Genomic DNA, 17,986 nt, shown 5'->3' on the forward strand with positions numbered 1-17,986 from the left:
CTTCCTTTCCAAATTCGTGTCCTCGGGAGTCTCTGAAGGTTAGGGATGACCCGTCAGACAATCATTTATCTTTTCATAGTGCTTTTGTCAACGGCTTGTCGTATGGTGGCCCCATCTCCGCAAATTCATTCAGGCGAATTGGATCTGCAGAATTTCCCCTTCGAATCGAGATCTGCACTAGCACTCAAGGGAGATTGGAAATTTTTTCCAAACGAATTCCATATCGATTCCGATGCAGTGGCTCCTACACTTCTCCCCGTTCCGGCCCTTTGGAACCAGGTGCCACTCCGTTCTGGTTTTGGGGATGGAAAAGGGTATGGCACTTATGTTTTGGATATCAAACTTCCCGAAGAAAACCAGATTTATTCGGTTTATTTACCTGAGGTTCGAACAGCTTTTCGGCTTGAGGCGGGAAACAGAAGTTTGGTGTCTGGGATGCCTGGCAAGACAAAAGAAACAACGATCCCAAGTGCCCAGGGGCAAAGTTTTACAATTTCTGCAAAAGATCATATTCAAATCCGTATTGAGGTAAGTAATTTCCACCATAAAGAAGGAGGCCTTCTCAATACGCCAGTTTTTGGTCTTGCTGAAAGTGTTCAAAATTATATTTTGGCGCAAAGTACAATCGATTTGGCGTTAACAGGCGCTATATTCATGTTCGGTTTGTACCATTTTATTTTGTTCTTTTATCGGAACAAACAAAGAGAAGCATTTTACTTTGGATTTTTTTGTTTAGTTTTTGCCGCAAGAATTCCTTTTATCGGAAGTAAAACGATCTATGCAGTTTTTCCCAATATTCCTTGGGAGTTAGTAATTTATGTTGAATATGCATCCGTTTTTGTTTTAGGTATTTTATTTTTGTGGTTTGTTGACGGCCTATTCCCGAGATTTATTGATACAAAGTTAATTCTTTATTTCAGTGCTTTCGTGCAATTTATGTTAGTTTATGGTTTAATCATTAAACCAGAAGTTTATACTCAGTTTGAAGTTGTATTTCAAGTATTGGGTGTTGTTTATGCAGTATTTTTGGGGATTCGGCTCTACCAAATGGTAGCTAGAGGATTACCCGATGCTGGAATTTTCTTTTTAGGTTATTTGGTATTATTTTTTGGTTTTGTTTATGATGTATTTCTCGCTTATAGCGACGAAGGAGAATCAACACTATCTCAAATAGCAGTATTTCTGTTTTTTGGAGTCCAGTCCACAATTGTTACACTTCGTACAACTAGAACCTTCCATAAAAAAGTTTTATTAAAAGAAGAGTTCGAATCGATCAATGAACAGTTTATTCTAACAAATCGCTTTTATGCCAAGTTTATTCCTCGTGATTTTTTGACTCATTTAGGAAAGGAAAGTATCGAGGAAGTTCGGTTAGGTGATAGTAGTGAGCGAGAAATGACAGTTCTCTTTGCGGACATTTGGGAGTATTGGGATATCATTTATTCCATTCCTTTAGAAAATCGCATGTTGTTTACTAATTCTTATTTGGGAAGAATTGGACCTTGTGTTCGCAAAAACAATGGATTTATCGATAAATATATCGGAAGTGCGATTATGGCGCTATTTGATGGAGGGATTCAAAATTCGATCAAGGCGGCAGAAGACATTCAATGGGAATTGGAAAAATACAATGAACGAAGACGAACATTCGGGTATTTGCCTCTGCACGCTGGGATAGGAATTCATTCAGGTGACACAATGCTTGGGATTTTGGGAGAAGAGGAAAGATTAGAATCCACTGTCATTTCTGATACAGTCAATCTTTCAAGTCGTATCCAAGGATTAACTAAAAAATATGGCGCAAGAATACTTGTTAGTCTAACATCACTTATGTTACACGAAGATTTGGACACAATTCCTTATCGAATTTTGGACTTTGTTCGTGTCAAAGGAAAACAAGAAACAGTAATGATTGCGGAGGTTTTGATTCCTGACATCGATATCATCTCCAATAAAAAAATTGAGAATAAGGACAGGTTTGAAGCGGCCATTTTTGATTATGAACGGGCTGATTTTGTTTCCGCCTTAGAAGGTTTTCGTGAAGTATTTGCAAATAATCCTGAAGATTTGGCTGCTCAGATTTATATTGAAAGATGTGAATATTACCAAATAGCTGGAGTAGGCGAAGATTGGGATGGGGTTTCCGCATGGGAAAAATAAATAAAACCGTCCTTTTTGTATTATTCTTTTTTATTTCCTCTTTTTTGTTTTTTTCCTGTAGTTTCAATTCCTCAAGGGAAGCAGTCAAAGGTTATCTCGAACTTCCTATTGAAGCTGTTTTGAACAATCAAAAACTTTCTACTGGTGGCGAATGGGAATTCTATTGGGGAGAAGTTTATGGTGAAAGTTTATTTAAAAAAATTAAAGAACCTAATAAGACTTATGTGAAAGTTCCTTCCACTTGGAATTCTTATAGACCGGAGGGAGAAGGTGGGGATGGTTATGCAGTTTTTCGCCTAACCCTAAAAGTTCCAGATCCCAAAATTCGATATTACCTAAGGGTTCAACCTGCCACAAGTTCGTATGAACTGTATATCAACAGGCAAAAAATTGCAAGTTCAGGAAAGGTAGGTACTGATGAACTAAGTGCGGTTCCAAAATACCAAATTCAATATGTGTCCTTCCAACCAGAAGATTTTGAACAAGAGATACTCTATGTGGTAAGTAATTTCCACCATGCACGAGGTGGTTATAGAAAACCTATCGAAATTGGAACCAAAGAAGTCATTCAAAATCAGTCCCTAATCTATTCTGCCGGAGAAGTATTTGTTTTTGGTGCGATGTTGACTATGTCGTTATACCAACTAACAGTGTTTTTCTTTAGAAGGGAGGAAAAGAGTTCTCTATTTTTTGCTTTGTTTTGTTTGTTTACTGGTCTGCGTTTGGTAATTCTTGATAACTATTATATTGTATATGCAATTCCAGATTTTTCCTGGCATTGGATGCAGGTTTTGGATTATACTTCCGCACCTCTTCTTGTTTGTTTCTTTTTGGGTTATTTAAAGAGTTTGTTTCCTGGAAGGTCTGAAGTTCCAAAATGGATGTTGTATTCTTGTTGGAGCATAACGGCTTGTTTCGTTTCCTTTGTTTTGTTAACAGATGCAAAACTATTCACGAAAACTAACATCTTTTCTCAAGTTGTAATTTTGTTTTTTAGTGTTTGTTCTTTTTATGTGATTTTAAAGATTTATAAGCAGAAAAAAAGAGATAGTAGCTTGGTATTTTATGGATCACTACTTCTTATGATTGGATCAACGCATGATTTGATGGCCGGGAATTACTGGTTTCAATCACAACCATTGATGCCGTTTTCCTTGTTTGTCTTCTTTTTGTTTCAGAGCATTCTTCTTGCCAGGAGAAATGCCCGGTTCTACTCATCGATGGATACTTTAACAACAGAACTCATTGAAGTAAACAATCGGTTGGAGGCATCTAACCAAGTTTATGCAAAATTTGTTCCGTTGCGACTCATTCAATTGTTTTCGAAAGTATCGAAGGCTAGAGTCAAACGTGGTGATTTTATCGTTAAACAAATGTCTGTTTTGTCATCGGATATTCGCGATTTTACGGCAATTTCAGAAACCTTAAGTCCTGAGGAAACATTTTTGTTTCTCAATGATTATTTAAGACAAGTTGGTCCAACCATACGATCACATAATGGGTTCATCGAAAAATATGTTGGTGATGCTGTTTTTGCTTTGTTTGAAAGGCAACCGGAAGATGCCTTATCTGCTGCGATTGAAATGCATAAAACAATTGCAAGGTGGAATAAGGAAGTTCGGCCCCATCGAGTAGGGGATATCCAAATTGGGGTTGGAATTCATTTCGGAGAATTGATGTTAGGAATCATTGGAGAAGAACAAAGAATAGAATCAGCTGTGTTATCAGATTCTATGGGTGTTGCAAATTCTTTGGAATCAATGACCAAAAAGTATGGAGCAAAAATCATACTTAGTTTGGATGCACTTCTTGAGTTGGAACGTCCTGATTCTTATCCGCACAGGTTATTAGATTTTATTAAAATTCCAGCAAAACAAAAGTTAATCGGAATTGCGCAAGTTTTGGTAGAAGGTGTGGAAGATTCTTTTGATCTGAAGCTAAAAACCAAAGAACAGTTTGAAGAGAGTGTTAATTTATTTTGGGATGGAGAATTTGAAAAAGCCGGGGAAGGATTTCGGGCAGTTTTTGAAATCGATTCATCTGATAAAGCGGCCAAATTGTATTTAGAGCGAACTGAAATTTATGCGCAAAATGGGCCTCCCCCAGGATTTGGGAAAGGCTTTTTGGCATAAAAAAGACATAGATTCGCCCCGGTTTTCGAAAAAGTTCTTGAACTTCCTCTCTAAATGAACGAGAGTCAGTAATACGGAGACTCCCATGACCCAAGCCACTCTTTCACAAACCTCGAATTCTGGAAAGGCTGTGATCCAAACCAAAAGTTTTACTCCCTCTGATATAGACCGAATCTTCCAAGCACAAAAGAAAAAGGCTTTGGAACTTCGTTTATCCAATTTCAAAACTCGTATCCTCAAATTAAAAAAACTAAAAAACGCAGTCCTCAAATACCAAAAAGAAATCCAAGGGGCACTTCATTCTGATTTTAGAAAATCTGCTGGTGAAGTAGACATCACTGAAATTTTGCCAACCATTGCGGAAATCAATGATGCTATCCGCCATGTGAAACATTGGATGCGGCCAAAAAACGTAATGACACCGCCAACTTTACTTGGTGCCACTAGCCGAATTGTTTACGAACCCAAAGGTGTTTGCCTAATCATTGCTCCTTGGAATTACCCTTTCCATCTAGCAATTGCTCCACTAGCAGCGGCAATTGCTGCCGGTAACACAATCATGTTGAAACCTTCTGAGTTCACTCCTCATACTGCTGATGTCATTAAATTGATGTTAAGTGAAGTGTTCACCGAAGATGAAGTTGCAGTTTTTGAAGGAGATGTGTCCGTTGCCACTGCCCTCCTTGAAGTTCCTTTTGATCATATCTTTTTTACCGGGTCGACACCTGTTGGAAAAATTGTGATGGCAGCTGCAGCAAAACATCTTACTAGCGTGACATTAGAGTTAGGTGGTAAATCGCCTTCGATTGTGGCAGAAGATGCTGATTTAAAAGTCGCTGCAGAGAGAATCATGTGGGGGAAATTTTTGAACGCAGGCCAAACTTGTGTGGCTCCCGATTATCTTTTGATTCCTGAATCCAAAGTAGAAGAATTTGTAAAATATGCAAAAGAAACTACTGAGAGTTTTTTTAAGTCCAAACCTGAAAATTTTACTGCTAGCCCAGACTTCTGTCGTATTGTGAATGCAAAAAACTTTGGAAGAGTAACTTCTTATATTGAAGATGCAGTGAAAAAGGGTGCAAAGATTGCATATGGTGGAGAGGTAAGAAGTTCTGATAATTTTATTTCGCCTACTATCCTAACAAATGTTTCTTTAGATGCACGTATTATGGAGGATGAAATTTTTGGACCACTTCTTCCTATTGTTACTTATAAAACTCTAGATGAAGCGATTCATATCATTAACGAAAGACCAAAACCATTGGCATTGTATATTTTTACGAAAAAGAGAAGTACATCTAAGTATGTGATTCGTAGAACTAGTTCTGGTGGTGCTGTTATCAATGATGTCATTCTTCATTTGGTAAATCCAAATCTTCCATTTGGCGGAGTAAATCACTCTGGTCATGGTAGTTACCACGGACTTTTTGGGTTCAAAACTTTTTCACATGAAAGGTCTGTTTTACAAACACCTAAGGCTTCCATCGCTAAGTTGATGTATCCACCATACTCCGGTTTTGTTAGATTAATGGTGAAATTAACAACCAAATTTTTTGTTTAGTTTTGTCCCACTTACCATTTTAACACTCCTGGTTTTTAACTGGGAGTGTTTCACTATCCATTGGTTAAAAGAACCAGTAGGAAAAATGAATTTATCAATCTACTCGTTTTCTCTCAAATACTGATAAATATCAATTTCTGAAATGATTCTAAATCCGTGACATCCAAATGATTAACTTTTTTGTGGAATTATGCAAAAGGATTACTCTGCACATTTAGATTCCTTGCGAATCACATGGTTAAGTGAACCTTTCCATTTGGGAATTCCCATCATCGACCTCCAACATGTGTGGTTGGTTCATATCATCCTTGAATTAGAAGAAATCATTGTTGAATCTGAGAAAGATGGATCAGAAGTGGATGTTCATTCTTCGTTTCGAAAGGCGTTAGATTATGTAGCGGAACATTTTGTATTAGAAGAAGATATCCTTGAACATTTTAATTATCCGCGTTTTTCAGAACATATACAGGGCCATCGTAAATTTGTAGAAAAGTTAACCGAAAAATATTACGAAGCGAAAGATAGCCAAATGGCTGCCTTAGGGATTTTGCAAATCCTTAAAAAATGGCTTTTCCAACATATCTTACATGATGATACGGATTATGCTGAATTTTTTAAGGCAAGTGGTCTTGATTTAAAATCTTACTGTAACGAAATTTTAAAATCTGGTAAATATCCTATCTCCAAAGAACAACTTTTGATTTATCAAAATATTGTACAAATGGATACAACACATATTTCGCTCCAGGAACATTCCATTGATACAATTCAGGAAATAAGAAATATATGGAAAACATATAATCTTTCAACAGGAATTCCCATTATCGATTTACAACACATCTGGCTTTTGAAAATGATCGTTGAATTGGATCATTCATTGAAGTTAGGTGATGGTTCAAGCGCAACCTTTCAGAAAGTTATTGCAGCTGCGATTGAATACACCAAAGATCATTTTGGTGTGGAAGATAAAATTATGCGTTATTTTCGATTCACAGATGTTGTGAACCACATGAACCAACACAAGCGGTTTATAGATTTTATCAAAACAAGAAACGATGAATTTAAATTGGGGAACCCACGAGCTGGACTCCACTTGGTTCAAGACCTTCGAAATTGGCTATTGTCTCATATTGCTCTGGAAGATAAAAAAATTGGACTCGCATTCGAATCACGGGTGAGAGAACTTTCTGAGTTTACGAAAAAATTGCACCAAACTGGAGAAATTAGTATCTCTCGAGAGCAAAAAAACCTATATAAATTAGTAATGCAATCAGCTCCTGACCCTCTCGATTGATTTCCTTGCGGAAATTGAATTGCCAGGTTCATTTTCCAGGAAAATCCTGTTATCAAACGCATGGAATACGAAGTCATCATCGGTCTGGAAGTACATGTCCAGCTCAACACACTATCTAAAATTTTTTCTACCGCTACAAATGAATTTGGTGGTAGCCCCAACACGCATATATCTACACTTTGTGTAGCGCTTCCAGGCACATTGCCAGTGTTAAACGAAGTGGTATTGGAAAAAGCTGTGCGTGCTGGTGTGGCATTAGGATGCGAAATCACGCGGTTTACCAAATTTGATCGTAAAAATTATTTTTATCCCGATTTACCAAAGGGTTACCAGATATCGCAATTCGATAAACCTTATGCAACGCAAGGGGGAATCCATATTAGACTAAAAGGGGAAACAGAAGAAAAATTTATTCCTCTAACAAGGATTCATATGGAAGAGGATGCTGGAAAACTAATACACTCTCACGACCCTTCCATCAACCGTTCATACGTTGACTATAATCGTGCCGGAACTCCTTTGATCGAAATTGTATCCGAACCAGACTTACGTTCTTCGGATGAAGCTTATGTATATTTGAATGAACTTAAAACTATTTTGCGATATATTCAAGTATCTGATTGTAATATGGAAGAAGGATCTCTTCGTTGCGATGCAAACGTTTCCATAAGACCAAAAGGGGAAAAAGGATTTCGGACTCGTGTCGAAATAAAGAACCTTAACTCTTTTAAGGCCGTTAAACAAGCAATAGACTATGAAGTTGAGTGGCAAAAAGATATGTATTCTCGTGGGGAAACATTTCGGCAAATGACAAAACTTTGGGATGCTACCTTACTTAAAACCATTCCTATGCGTACCAAGGAAATGAGTCATGACTATCGTTACTTCCCAGAGCCAGACCTCCCAACGATTCAGATTTCGGATTCATTTATTGAAGATATTCGTAAAACTTTACCTGAACTTCCAAGGCAAAAAAAAGAAAGATACAAAACGGAACTTGGTCTTCCTGAATACGATGCTGAAGTCTTAACCAGCGAACGCGAGATAGCTGAATATTTCGAAGAGGCTCTTCTTATTTCTGGGGATGCAAAAAAGACATCGAACTGGGTTAAGGATGAGATTCTTGGAATTGTAAACAAAGAAAATATTTCCATCCAAGAGTTTGCCATCGATCCATTGCGTATAGGTAAACTTGTTAAACTCATCAACTCTGGTGAAATTACAGGAAAAATTGCAAAAACTATTTTTGAAGATATGTTAACCTCCAAAGACCAACCGGAAACGATTGTCGAAGCGAAAGGTTTGAAAGTGGTTCGTGACGACAAAGCATTAGAAGAAATTGTTATCAGAGTGATAGAGTCACAACCAGAATCAGTGGAAGGTTGGAAGAACGGAAAAGACCGAGTGCTTGGTGCTATTGTTGGAGGAGTGATGAAAGAAACTAAGGGTAAGGCCGATCCGAAACTCGTGAACGAATTGATCCTAGCAAAACTTGGTCCTTTAGGTGAGAAAAAGAAGGTATAGTCTTTTTATTTAGAAAATAACGGCAGATTCAGTTTTAATGGTTGTTCTGCCGTCTAACAAATATTAGTTGATTTCTAGTTTGTGAACCGATCCAAACTCCACCGGAGATTTAAAAGCTTCCTCATAAGGGGTTCCGTATTGTTTACATAGAGCTGCACGGATGGGACCTGAGTGGCAAACAACGATCAGTGAGTTTAAGGATTTACTATTTGTTTTTTCCCATTTGGTTCTAAGATTTCCACCAAACTTCCAATCATCTATAAATGAATTCATTCGATAGATGAGATCAGTAAAGGCTTCGCCTCCTGGGGTTTTTGCATTTACAAAGTCTTTCATCCAAGGAATAGTTTCTTTTCTTGGAATTTCTTCCCAGAGTTTTCCATCCCAATCCCCAAAGTTCATTTCCCACAAACGTTCGTCAGTTGAAATTGAATCATGGTTTGTCAGCGAAAAGTTGTATTTAGATAATAAAGCAGAAGATAGTTTCAATGCTCTTGGTGCTGGGCTAGAAAGGAAATGATCGAATGAAGGTGGCAAATAAGCAAATGTTGAATCAGCCGTATCCTCCACAGGATATTTGAGCGGGTAGTCAGTGCGCCCATAACAAGTACCTTTGGGAGCAATGGTTTCTGGATGACGAATTAAATAGAGGTCCATATAAAAACTCCTGAAATCCAAAGACAAGTTTCTACCACTTGTTGTGTGGCTCCTAAACAATCTCCGGTAAAGCCACCGATCCAACGTTTCATTAATGAATACATATAATATAAACAAGGAAGGATCAAAACCAGACTTAGTGAAAATTTCGGATGTAGATAAACGAGTACTGCAAATGGAAATAGACCAGAAATGCTTGCGAATAGGGTTTGAGGCCATGTGATTTCCTTTGCCATTGGTTTTGCATAACCTTCTTCCTTGGCATAAGGAAGTAACTTCATCATTAAGACGGAAAAAAAACGACTAAAACTATGAGCTGAAAGGAAATAGAGCAATACGGTAGTTAGTTGGTATAGACCTTCCAAAGATATTTGATTCCAAATGAATTTAGTAGTTTTTAGCGATTCAAAACCACCAAAGATTTTTAGGATCAGCAAAAGAGAAATTCCGGCGGCACCAAAACTCCCCACCCGGCTATCTTTCATAATTCTAAGGATGTCTTCCCTTTTCCAACCGCCACCAATCCCATCACAAAAATCAGAAAATCCATCTTCGTGAAAAGCTCCAGTTAAAATAAGCAAAAATCCAAGGGAAATGACAAAAGCGATCCCCGGCCCAAAAAACATTTGGAAAATGGTGAATGACGTCCATTGTAAGAATCCAAGTACAATACCCACCGTGGGAGAATATTTAATCGATTTATGTAACCAATCTTCTTTAAAGCCGATCCACTTCGGTGAAGGAATTCGGGATAAAAAAGATAAACAAACAAAAAATAGGCGAATTTCGGTGATTATCCAATTCATAAAAAATTATTTTGAATCCGAATTGCTTACACCAGCATCTGCAAAGGAAGCCATTTCATTTAAAAACTTAACACTCAGTTCAATCAGTGGATAAGCGGCAAGGGCACCGCTTCCTTCTCCTAAACGAAGGTTGAGGCGAAGAAGTGGTCTTACTTTCCAATGTTCCAATACAACTGTATGTCCTTCTTCTTCAGATAGATGCGAAAAAATTGCGTAACTTTTTACTATAGGATTCAGTGCAAATGCAATGGCAAAGGCTGCCGTTGCAATAAAACCATCTACTACAAAAGTTTTTCTTTGCGCTGCTGCTCCAATCATAGCTCCAGCCATCATTCCAATTTCGAATCCACCAAATTCGGAAAGAACTTCCAATGGATCTTTTAAATTCCCTGTTCTTTGAAATGCTTCTGTAAGAATTTTGAATTTGTTTTCCTTCCCGCTGTTATTTAGCCCAGTACCTCGTCCTACGAGTTTTCTTAGAGGAATTTCTGTTAGATGAGACAAAATGAGCGAGGCAGAAGATGTATTGCCGATACCCATTTCACCGAATAAAAATATATTGGTTGTTGTATATTTTTCTTCAGAGAGAAGTTCTATTCCATGAGTAATAGTTTCTTTTGCTTCTTCCAAAGACATAGCTGATTGTTTTAAAAAGTTGGAAGTACCCTTTCTAATTTTTCTTTCGATGGGTCTTAGGCCATTATCATCCCAATCATGATCTACTCCTGCATCAATCACTTCAACACCGATATGACTATGTTTTGCGAAGACATTGGCACAGGCCCCACCTGATAAAAAATTCAGAACCATTTGCCAAGTAACATCTTTTGGATATAAGGAAACTGGTTCCTCAGTGATTCCGTGGTCTCCCGCAAAGAGAATGAGTTTCGGATTTTTTAACTCCGGGGAGAGGGTATTTTGGATTTCTGCCAATTGTAGGGCTATGGTTTCCAAATCTCCAAGAGATCCCAAAGGTTTAGTTTTATTGTCTATTTTACTACGAATGGAACTTCGCAAAACGTCGGTTAATGGAGAAATCGTGGGTAGGGAAAATGGGGACATAAACAAAACCAATCTAAACTAGCCTCCACCAGCTTCCATCGTTTTTGGGCTTGGACGGGACAGGGAGGTTTGGGAATTGGCAATTTAGGCCGAAAAAAATCGGAATTTCTTTCATTGGGGCGCTTTACGTAGGAACCCATTGGCGTTACTATGTCACCAAGCCATGCAAGATTTCGCCCACCTTCATTTGCATACTACCTATTCCATGTTGGACGGAGCCATACGGATCAGTGATCTCATGAAACGTGTGAAGGAACTCGGTATGAGTTCTGTCGCCATTACAGACCACGGTAACATGTATGGTGCCATTGAATTTTATAAAGAAGCTGTCAAACATGATGTCAAACCCATCATTGGATGTGAGTTTTATGTTACTCCTTCGCGAAGTGCTGAAACGGAATTGGATGAAATTGCAGATGGTGGTGCTTATCACATCATCTTACTTTGTAAAAACGAAATCGGTTATCGAAATATCATCAAACTGGCAAGTCGATCCTTTACAGAGGGGTTCTACCGAAAACCAAGAATTGATTATGATTTATTAGAACGTTATAGTGAAGGTCTTGTTTGTTTGACTGCCTGTTTAGCAGGAGAAGTCAATCGAAAGATTTTAGAAGGAAAAGAAGACAAGGCGTATGCGTTAGCTGGGAAGTTGCATGAAATCTTCCGCAAAGAAGATTTTTATTTAGAAATCCAAGACCACGGGATTCCAGAACAAAGAACTGTTGCTGAAGCTGTTATGGGATTCTCCAAACGAACAGGAATCCCACTTGTACTCACAAACGATTCTCACTTTTTAACGAAGGACGATAAAGAAGCTCAAGATATCTTACTTCGAATAGGAATGCGCAAAAACATTGATGATGAAATGCGATTTGGATTCAATGAGAACTTTTATGTTAAATCTCCAGCCGAGATGATTGGTCTTTTTCCTGACCATACTGATGCATTTTATAATACTTTAGCCATCCGAGATAAATGTTCTCTCAACTTTCAATTTGGGAATCCCTTATTACCTCCTTTTGAAGTTCCAACAGGTTTTGATACAGATAGTTACCTGGAAAAACTGGTTTGGGAAGGAATCCAAGAAAAATACAAAGAGATAACACCTGTTGTGCGAGAGCGTACTGAATACGAAATGCAAACGATTCGGAATATGCATTTTGCTGGTTATTTTCTTATTGTGCAGGATTATATTAACTTTGCTCGGCGAGCTGGAATTCCGGTTGGCCCGGGTCGAGGATCTGCCGCTGGTTCTATCATTGCTTATGCCCTTGGAATCACCAATGTGGATCCCATTCGTTACAACTTACTTTTTGAAAGATTTCTCAATCCAGACAGAAAGGATATGCCTGATATTGATACAGATTTTTGTGTAGAAAGACGGGAAGAAGTAATCAATTACATCAAACAAAGATACGGTGAAGATAGGGTTGGTCAAATCATCACCTTCGGTTCGTTAGCAGCAAAAGCTGCCATAAAAGATGTGGCTCGCGTATTCAATGTTCCGTTTTCTGAAGTAAACGAAATGAGTAAACTTTTCCCTAAAAAATTGGGAATTACCATCCAAGAAGCCGTTGATACATCTAAAGATCTTCGTGATCTTGCTGAAAAATCAGATTTAAATAAAAAGGTATTTTCCATTGCTCAAAAGCTGGAAGGTAACTACCGTCAGGTGGGAAGACACGCAGCAGGTGTTGTGATTGCACCAACTGCTTTGGAAGAAATTGTTCCTTTGTCTACAGTGAGCGAACCCGGTAGAGATGGTCGTTCTATCGTCACTCAATACGACAAAAATATGTCGGAACAAGTGGGACTCATTAAGATGGATATTTTGGGTTTAAAAAACTTAACGACCATCCATCACGCCACTAAACTCATTGAAAAACGTCACGGGATTTCTCTTGATTTGGATAAAATTCCTTTGGACGATCCAGCTACATTTAGTTTGTTACGAAAGGCAAATGTCCTTGGGATATTCCAGTTGGATTCGTCTTCAGGGATACGTGACCTTTTTGCAAAAGCACAGGTGCAAAAATTTGAAGAAATCGCCGCCTTGCTAGCGTTATATAGGCCTGGTCCAATGGGATCTGGGATGTTGGATGATTATTTAGACCGTAAAAACGGTAAAAAGAAAGTTGTTTTCCCACATGAAAGTTTGGCAGAAGTTTTGGGTGAAACATACGGAGTAGTAGTTTACCAAGAGCAGGTGATGGGTATCTCACGGATTATGGGTGGATACTCAGTGGGAGATTCGGATGTTCTTCGTAAGGCGATGGCCAAAAAAGACAAATCTAAACTTCCTGCATTGAAAGAGAAGTTTGTAAAAGGGGCGATCGAAAAAAAGATCAGTGAAAAACTTGCCACGGAACTTTTTGAGCAGTTGGAAAAATTCGGTGAATATGGGTTCAACAAATCCCACTCAGTAGCGTATGCTTTTGTTACATACCAGACTGCTTACTTAAAGGCTAATTATTCCATTGAATATTTAACGGCCCTGTTATCTGGGGATCATTCGAAAATTACGGATGTTGTGAAATACATCAATAATGCCAAGGAAATGGGAATTCGAATTTTAGGACCTGATGTTAAAGAATCGGGAATTTCTTTTGAAATTACTGATGATAAAACAGTGAGGTTTGGTCTTTCTTCTATCAAAGGTGTGGGAGAGCTTGCGGCCGAAAACATCATTGTCAATCGAAATGCCATTGGTGGTTACAAACAATTAAGTGACTTCACAAAGAAATTGGATACAAGGCTTGCTAATAAAAAAGTATTGGAGTCCCTTGCTCAAGGGGGAGCCTTTGATTCTTTTGGTTATACAAGAAAAACCATTTTTGAATCAACGGACATGATTCTAAGCTATGCTAACAAAAAACAGGCGGAAGAAAAAGAAGGCCAGTTTTCGTTGTTTGGTGGTGTGAATGGTGGCGGGGAAGAAAACCTCAATTTACCAAAAGATGGAATGGAATGGAATGGGGATGAGCTACTAAGGAGAGAAAAAGAAACTACCGGGCTTTATCTTTCCGGCCACCCACTAGATAAATTTACAGAACAACTAAAAACGTTAAAACCAACTACCATTGAAAACTTAGAAGAGGTCAAGCCCAAATCAAAAGTTGAAATTGCGGGTGTCCTTTCTAAAAAAGTAGTCAAACTCACAAAGAAAAAAGAAGAGTTTGTTAATTTTATGTTAGAGGACCAAACAGGGGAAATAGAATGTGTAGCTTTCCCAAAAACCTATGCCGAATTTAAACATTTATTCACAGAGGACAATACGGTATTCATTCGTGGAATCTTAGAACGACTTGATGCAGACGAATCAGAGTTAAAAGGTCAGATTATTGTAAATAAACTCGAAGAACTAAATTCTGTTACTATTGAAAAGAAAATGGAGAAAACTCTTCATTTAACTATTAATATGTCAGAAGAAAAAAATAGAGATGTGATTTTGAAATTACAAGATGTCCTTTCTGTACATCGCGGGGCATCATCAGTTTTTTTTCATTTGGTTGGGAATGGTGATGAAAAAAAAGTCATTCGTGCCCACGACCATTTCTCCATTGATATCACTCCTGACCTTATGAAGATGTTAACCGATATACTCGGGGAAGGTATGGTTCGCTATACAGTTGGTGAAGAAGTAAGAGTTTTTAGATAAATTTCGTGGAGACAACATCTCTCTCATTAACTTTATTATTAGAGTTCCTTTGGATGGGATCTGGATCAGTTTTTTGTTTGATCTGGTCTTTTTCTAATTTAATTCGAAACCGAAATGTTCACGGATTTGTATGGTCTTTTGTTTTATTTTCCACAGGGCTTTGGTTACTTACCGGAGCCTTTATGTTCACTGGGTTTCATCAATACCTTCCTTCGATTGCCTTAATTCATATTCCATTTGTATTTCTTTCCTCAACATTACTTTATTTATATTTGGAATATTTGTTTTTAGAAAAACCAATCCAAATTAGAATCTATCATTTTATACCTGCTATCGTTTCCGTTATTTTTTTAATTCCATATTTTCTAGAATCAAATGTCGGGAAATTAGAAATTTTGAATCATCTAAATAAAACCGAATATGGATCGGTGCTTGTTGGATTAAATTTTGGAATTAAAATTTCCATTTTGTTATCTGTAGGAATCTTTTTAATTAAAGAGTGGATTCCAAATGTTCGATTGTCTGTTTTTTTTACAAAGAAAGCAGTATATTCTTTGATATTTATACTTCTGATTTGGATCGACTTATTACTCGGCAGTATTGGTTTTACTTTCCAATTTCCTTTTTTCCGTAAACTTAGCGCTTACCTTTTACCAGTTCTTATGTACTTTTACTACTTTACTCGCGAACTTTGGGCGCCATTTGTTTCTGATGTACGCGATAGCATCCAAAGAAACAAATACGAAAAATCTAAATTAGTTTCAGTTCAGTTAGAAACCATCGACCAAAGATTGTATGAATTGATGCGTGAAAAAGTCTTTTGTGATGAAGACTTGAGTCTTTCTAGGCTTGCAGAGATGGCTGAAGTCAAACCAGGACAACTTTCCGAATACTTTCACAAACGTTATGGATTTGGATTTTATCAATACATCAATCAATATAGGATCGATGAGGCAAAACGTTTGTTATTGGAATCAGAAGAAAGATCCATACTATCTATAGCCGATTCCGTCGGTTTCAATTCTAAATCAACATTCAATCGAGTGTTTTTGGAAACGGTTGGATCTACACCTTCTGAGTTTCGTAAACAATCGAAACTTACTTAAATTCACGCAATTTCCAAGTCTCAAAGAATTCCCCAAGACGACATTAGGAATAATCTAAATTAGAATCGGTTCGTAACGAGGAAATTCCATGCGAACCATGATCGATTTTTATTTAAACCTTCCGGCCAAATTCGGTAACAAAAATGCTTTTGCAACGCGAATCGGTGCTGGTGTTTATCAATTCAAAACTTACAACGACCTGCTTTCTGATGCCAAGGATTTAGCATTTGGACTCAAAGGTAATTTATCCGAAAGAGAAAAAGTCGCTATTTTTGCGGACAATGCTTACGAGTGGATACAAACCAGTATCGCAGTGACACTACTTGGAGCAGTAGATGTTCCTAGGGCCTCTGATGTTACGGACCAAGATATATTATATATTTTGAATCATTCGGAATCAAAAATTCTTTTCGTAGAGAATGAAACTGTTTTCAAACGTGTGATTCGTTTGGAATCAGAGTTGGAATATTTAAAGGAAATTGTGATGATTTATCCTCCCAAAGAGGGGAATAAAGAAGTAAGTTCCAGAAGAATTAAAATTTCCACATTGCAGGGGTTAGTGGCAAAAGGAAAAGAGCTTCGAAAAGTTGATTCATCAGACACGGTTTTTTTAAACAATACAATAAAAGAGTCAGATTTGTTTACCATGATTTATACATCGGGAACCACGGGTACTCCCAAAGGTGTGATGTTAACACATGGAAATATATTATTCCAATTAAAAAATCTTCCGATTCGATTGGAAAAAGGAGACCGAACCTTATCAATTTTACCTGTTTGGCATATCTTTGAAAGAATCTTTGAAATCTTTAGTTTATACTATGGAGCTTGTACTTATTATAGTAGCGTTCGTACTTTAAAAGAAGACTTAAAATTTGTTAAACCACATTTTATGGCCTCTGCGCCAAGACTTTGGGAAAGTATATATTCGGGAATCCTGGGAACACTTGCCAAGTCATCTTCGACAAAACAAAAAATGTTCCAATTTGCTATGTTCTTTGCAAAACGATTTTTTACTTCAAGACAAGTCATTACTGGAAATGTTTTAGATATTCATCCGGTAGTTTTTTGGAAACAAGCCCTTCGTTTTATTTATCACTTGTATCGATTTTTTCTGGTGAGTTTGCCACATCTCTTTTTTGATTTCTTAGTTTTATCAAAAATTCGAAAAGCAACAGGTGGAGAACTTCGTGGTTCTTGTTCCGGCGGGGGAGCACTCCCTTACCATGTGGATGAATTTTTTAACACTATTGGAATTCCCGTTTTGGAAGGATATGGAATGACGGAAACAGCACCTGTTCTTGCTATGCGGACTTTCGAAGAAATCATTCCTGGTTCTGTTGGAAAGATTTTCCCAAAAACATATTTAAGGCTTGTTGATCTTCATACAGGAGAAGTTTTTTTAGATACAGAAATTGGAAAATTTGTATTCGGAAGAAAAGGTGAAATCCATGTGAAGGGTAAACAAGTAATGGCAGGTTATTATAAAAATCCTGATGCAACAAACAAGGTTTTGGTGGACGGTTGGTTGAATACTGGCGATTTGGGGATTTTTACTGCAAATCATAATTTGCGCATTGTCGGTAGATCTAAGGAAACGATAGTATTGTTAGGTGGTGAAAACGTAGAACCAGTACCAATTGAATCAAAAATACTAGAATCAGAGTGGATTGACCAATGTATGGTGGTTGGGCAAGACCAGAAATACTTAAGTGTTCTTGTTTATCCCAATATTTCAAGATTTGAAGAACCCTTGACTGGAGATTTTTGGAAACAAAAAGAAGTGATTCAAAAAATAGAATCAGAAATTAAAGCGAAGGTGAATGCGCAAACAGGGTTCAAATCATTTGAAAGAGTAGTTGGAGTTGTTGTATTACCTAAACCGTTTGAAGTGGGCGATGAACTGACAGCAAAATTATCGCTAAAGAGGCATGTAATTACTGAGAAATATAAGTCAGAAATTGCCAATTTGTATTCTAATAATTAGAAGACATCTACTTCCTTATTAGAATTTTTCTTAGTG

11 protein-coding genes are annotated in these 17,986 nt (G+C 37.5%); 8 read left to right on the forward strand and 3 right to left on the reverse strand.

Going from position 1 to position 17,986, the window contains the following annotated elements; genetic code table 11:
* Positions 1-45: 45 nt before the first annotated feature.
* The 5 genes from ND811_RS04615 to gatB all read left to right on the forward strand — a co-directional run bounded on the left by ND811_RS04615 (position 46) and on the right by gatB (position 8,671).
* Entirely contained in the window at positions 46-2,160 is a 2,115-nt protein-coding gene (locus tag ND811_RS04615) for an adenylate/guanylate cyclase domain-containing protein (protein ID WP_265350140.1), read from the forward strand.
* Positions 2,148-4,292, forward strand: a complete 2,145-nt coding sequence (locus ND811_RS04620) for an adenylate/guanylate cyclase domain-containing protein (RefSeq protein ID WP_265350139.1) — start codon at positions 2,148-2,150, stop codon at positions 4,290-4,292. The genes ND811_RS04615 and ND811_RS04620 overlap by 13 nt, the downstream gene beginning before the upstream one ends.
* Positions 4,293-4,377: 85 nt before the next feature.
* On the forward strand, positions 4,378-5,853 hold the full coding sequence (locus tag ND811_RS04625) for an aldehyde dehydrogenase family protein (RefSeq protein WP_265350138.1): 1,476 nt from the start codon (positions 4,378-4,380) through the stop codon (positions 5,851-5,853).
* Positions 5,854-6,043: 190 nt separating this feature from the next.
* The gene (locus ND811_RS04630) at positions 6,044-7,147 is read left to right on the forward strand and encodes a bacteriohemerythrin (RefSeq protein ID WP_265350137.1); all 1,104 of its coding nucleotides are present in this window, start codon (positions 6,044-6,046) and stop codon (positions 7,145-7,147) included.
* Between the two features lie 60 nt (positions 7,148-7,207).
* Complete coding sequence (gene gatB / locus ND811_RS04635; protein ID WP_265350136.1) at positions 7,208-8,671, forward strand: Asp-tRNA(Asn)/Glu-tRNA(Gln) amidotransferase subunit GatB; 1,464 nt, start codon at positions 7,208-7,210, stop codon at positions 8,669-8,671.
* Positions 8,672-8,734: 63 nt separating this feature from the next.
* On the opposite strand, the gene ND811_RS04640 is transcribed toward gatB, so the two are convergent.
* From ND811_RS04640 to cobT, 3 genes are read right to left on the reverse strand one after another with little or no spacing between them, the layout of a single operon-like run.
* The gene (locus tag ND811_RS04640; protein WP_265350135.1) at positions 8,735-9,328 is read right to left on the reverse strand and encodes a histidine phosphatase family protein; all 594 of its coding nucleotides are present in this window, start codon (positions 9,326-9,328) and stop codon (positions 8,735-8,737) included.
* The gene (locus ND811_RS04645) at positions 9,313-10,134 is read right to left on the reverse strand and encodes an adenosylcobinamide-GDP ribazoletransferase (protein WP_265350134.1); all 822 of its coding nucleotides are present in this window, start codon (positions 10,132-10,134) and stop codon (positions 9,313-9,315) included. The genes ND811_RS04640 and ND811_RS04645 overlap by 16 nt, the downstream gene beginning before the upstream one ends.
* A 6-nt stretch (positions 10,135-10,140) precedes the next feature.
* Positions 10,141-11,196 carry a nicotinate-nucleotide--dimethylbenzimidazole phosphoribosyltransferase gene (cobT, locus tag ND811_RS04650; protein WP_265350133.1) on the reverse strand — a complete coding sequence of 352 codons (1,056 nt, stop codon included), beginning with the start codon at positions 11,194-11,196 and terminating at the stop codon, positions 10,141-10,143.
* A gap of 163 nt (positions 11,197-11,359) precedes the next feature.
* On the opposite strand from cobT, the gene dnaE reads away from it, so the two are divergent.
* The 3 genes from dnaE to ND811_RS04665 all read left to right on the forward strand — a co-directional run bounded on the left by dnaE (position 11,360) and on the right by ND811_RS04665 (position 17,950).
* On the forward strand, positions 11,360-14,857 hold the full coding sequence (dnaE, locus tag ND811_RS04655; protein WP_265350956.1) for a DNA polymerase III subunit alpha: 3,498 nt from the start codon (positions 11,360-11,362) through the stop codon (positions 14,855-14,857).
* A gap of 5 nt (positions 14,858-14,862) precedes the next feature.
* Complete coding sequence (locus tag ND811_RS04660) at positions 14,863-15,963, forward strand: AraC family transcriptional regulator (protein ID WP_265350132.1); 1,101 nt, start codon at positions 14,863-14,865, stop codon at positions 15,961-15,963.
* A gap of 88 nt (positions 15,964-16,051) precedes the next feature.
* Positions 16,052-17,950: an AMP-dependent synthetase/ligase gene (locus ND811_RS04665; RefSeq protein ID WP_265350131.1), complete on the forward strand. Its 1,899-nt coding sequence runs from the start codon at positions 16,052-16,054 to the stop codon at positions 17,948-17,950.
* Positions 17,951-17,986: the final 36 nt, after the last annotated feature.

The organism is Leptospira soteropolitanensis, from assembly GCF_026151655.1.
GTDB lineage: Bacteria > Spirochaetota > Leptospiria > Leptospirales > Leptospiraceae > Leptospira_A > Leptospira_A soteropolitanensis.

Excerpts from the sequence above, each read along its gene's own strand:
- ND811_RS04630 (WP_265350137.1), top strand. The coding sequence starts at position 6,044 with ATGCAAAAGGATTACTCTGCACATTTAGATTCCTTGCGAATCACATGG.
- ND811_RS04640 (WP_265350135.1), bottom strand. The coding sequence starts at position 9,328 with ATGGACCTCTATTTAATTCGTCATCCAGAAACCATTGCTCCCAAAGGT.
- ND811_RS04620 (WP_265350139.1), top strand. The coding sequence starts at position 2,148 with ATGGGAAAAATAAATAAAACCGTCCTTTTTGTATTATTCTTTTTTATT.
- ND811_RS04625 (WP_265350138.1), top strand. The coding sequence starts at position 4,378 with ATGACCCAAGCCACTCTTTCACAAACCTCGAATTCTGGAAAGGCTGTG.
- ND811_RS04615 (WP_265350140.1), top strand. The coding sequence starts at position 46 with ATGACCCGTCAGACAATCATTTATCTTTTCATAGTGCTTTTGTCAACG.
- dnaE (WP_265350956.1), top strand. The coding sequence starts at position 11,360 with ATGCAAGATTTCGCCCACCTTCATTTGCATACTACCTATTCCATGTTG.
- gatB (WP_265350136.1), top strand. The coding sequence starts at position 7,208 with ATGGAATACGAAGTCATCATCGGTCTGGAAGTACATGTCCAGCTCAAC.
- cobT (WP_265350133.1), bottom strand. The coding sequence starts at position 11,196 with ATGTCCCCATTTTCCCTACCCACGATTTCTCCATTAACCGACGTTTTG.
- ND811_RS04645 (WP_265350134.1), bottom strand. The coding sequence starts at position 10,134 with ATGAATTGGATAATCACCGAAATTCGCCTATTTTTTGTTTGTTTATCT.
- ND811_RS04665 (WP_265350131.1), top strand. The coding sequence starts at position 16,052 with ATGCGAACCATGATCGATTTTTATTTAAACCTTCCGGCCAAATTCGGT.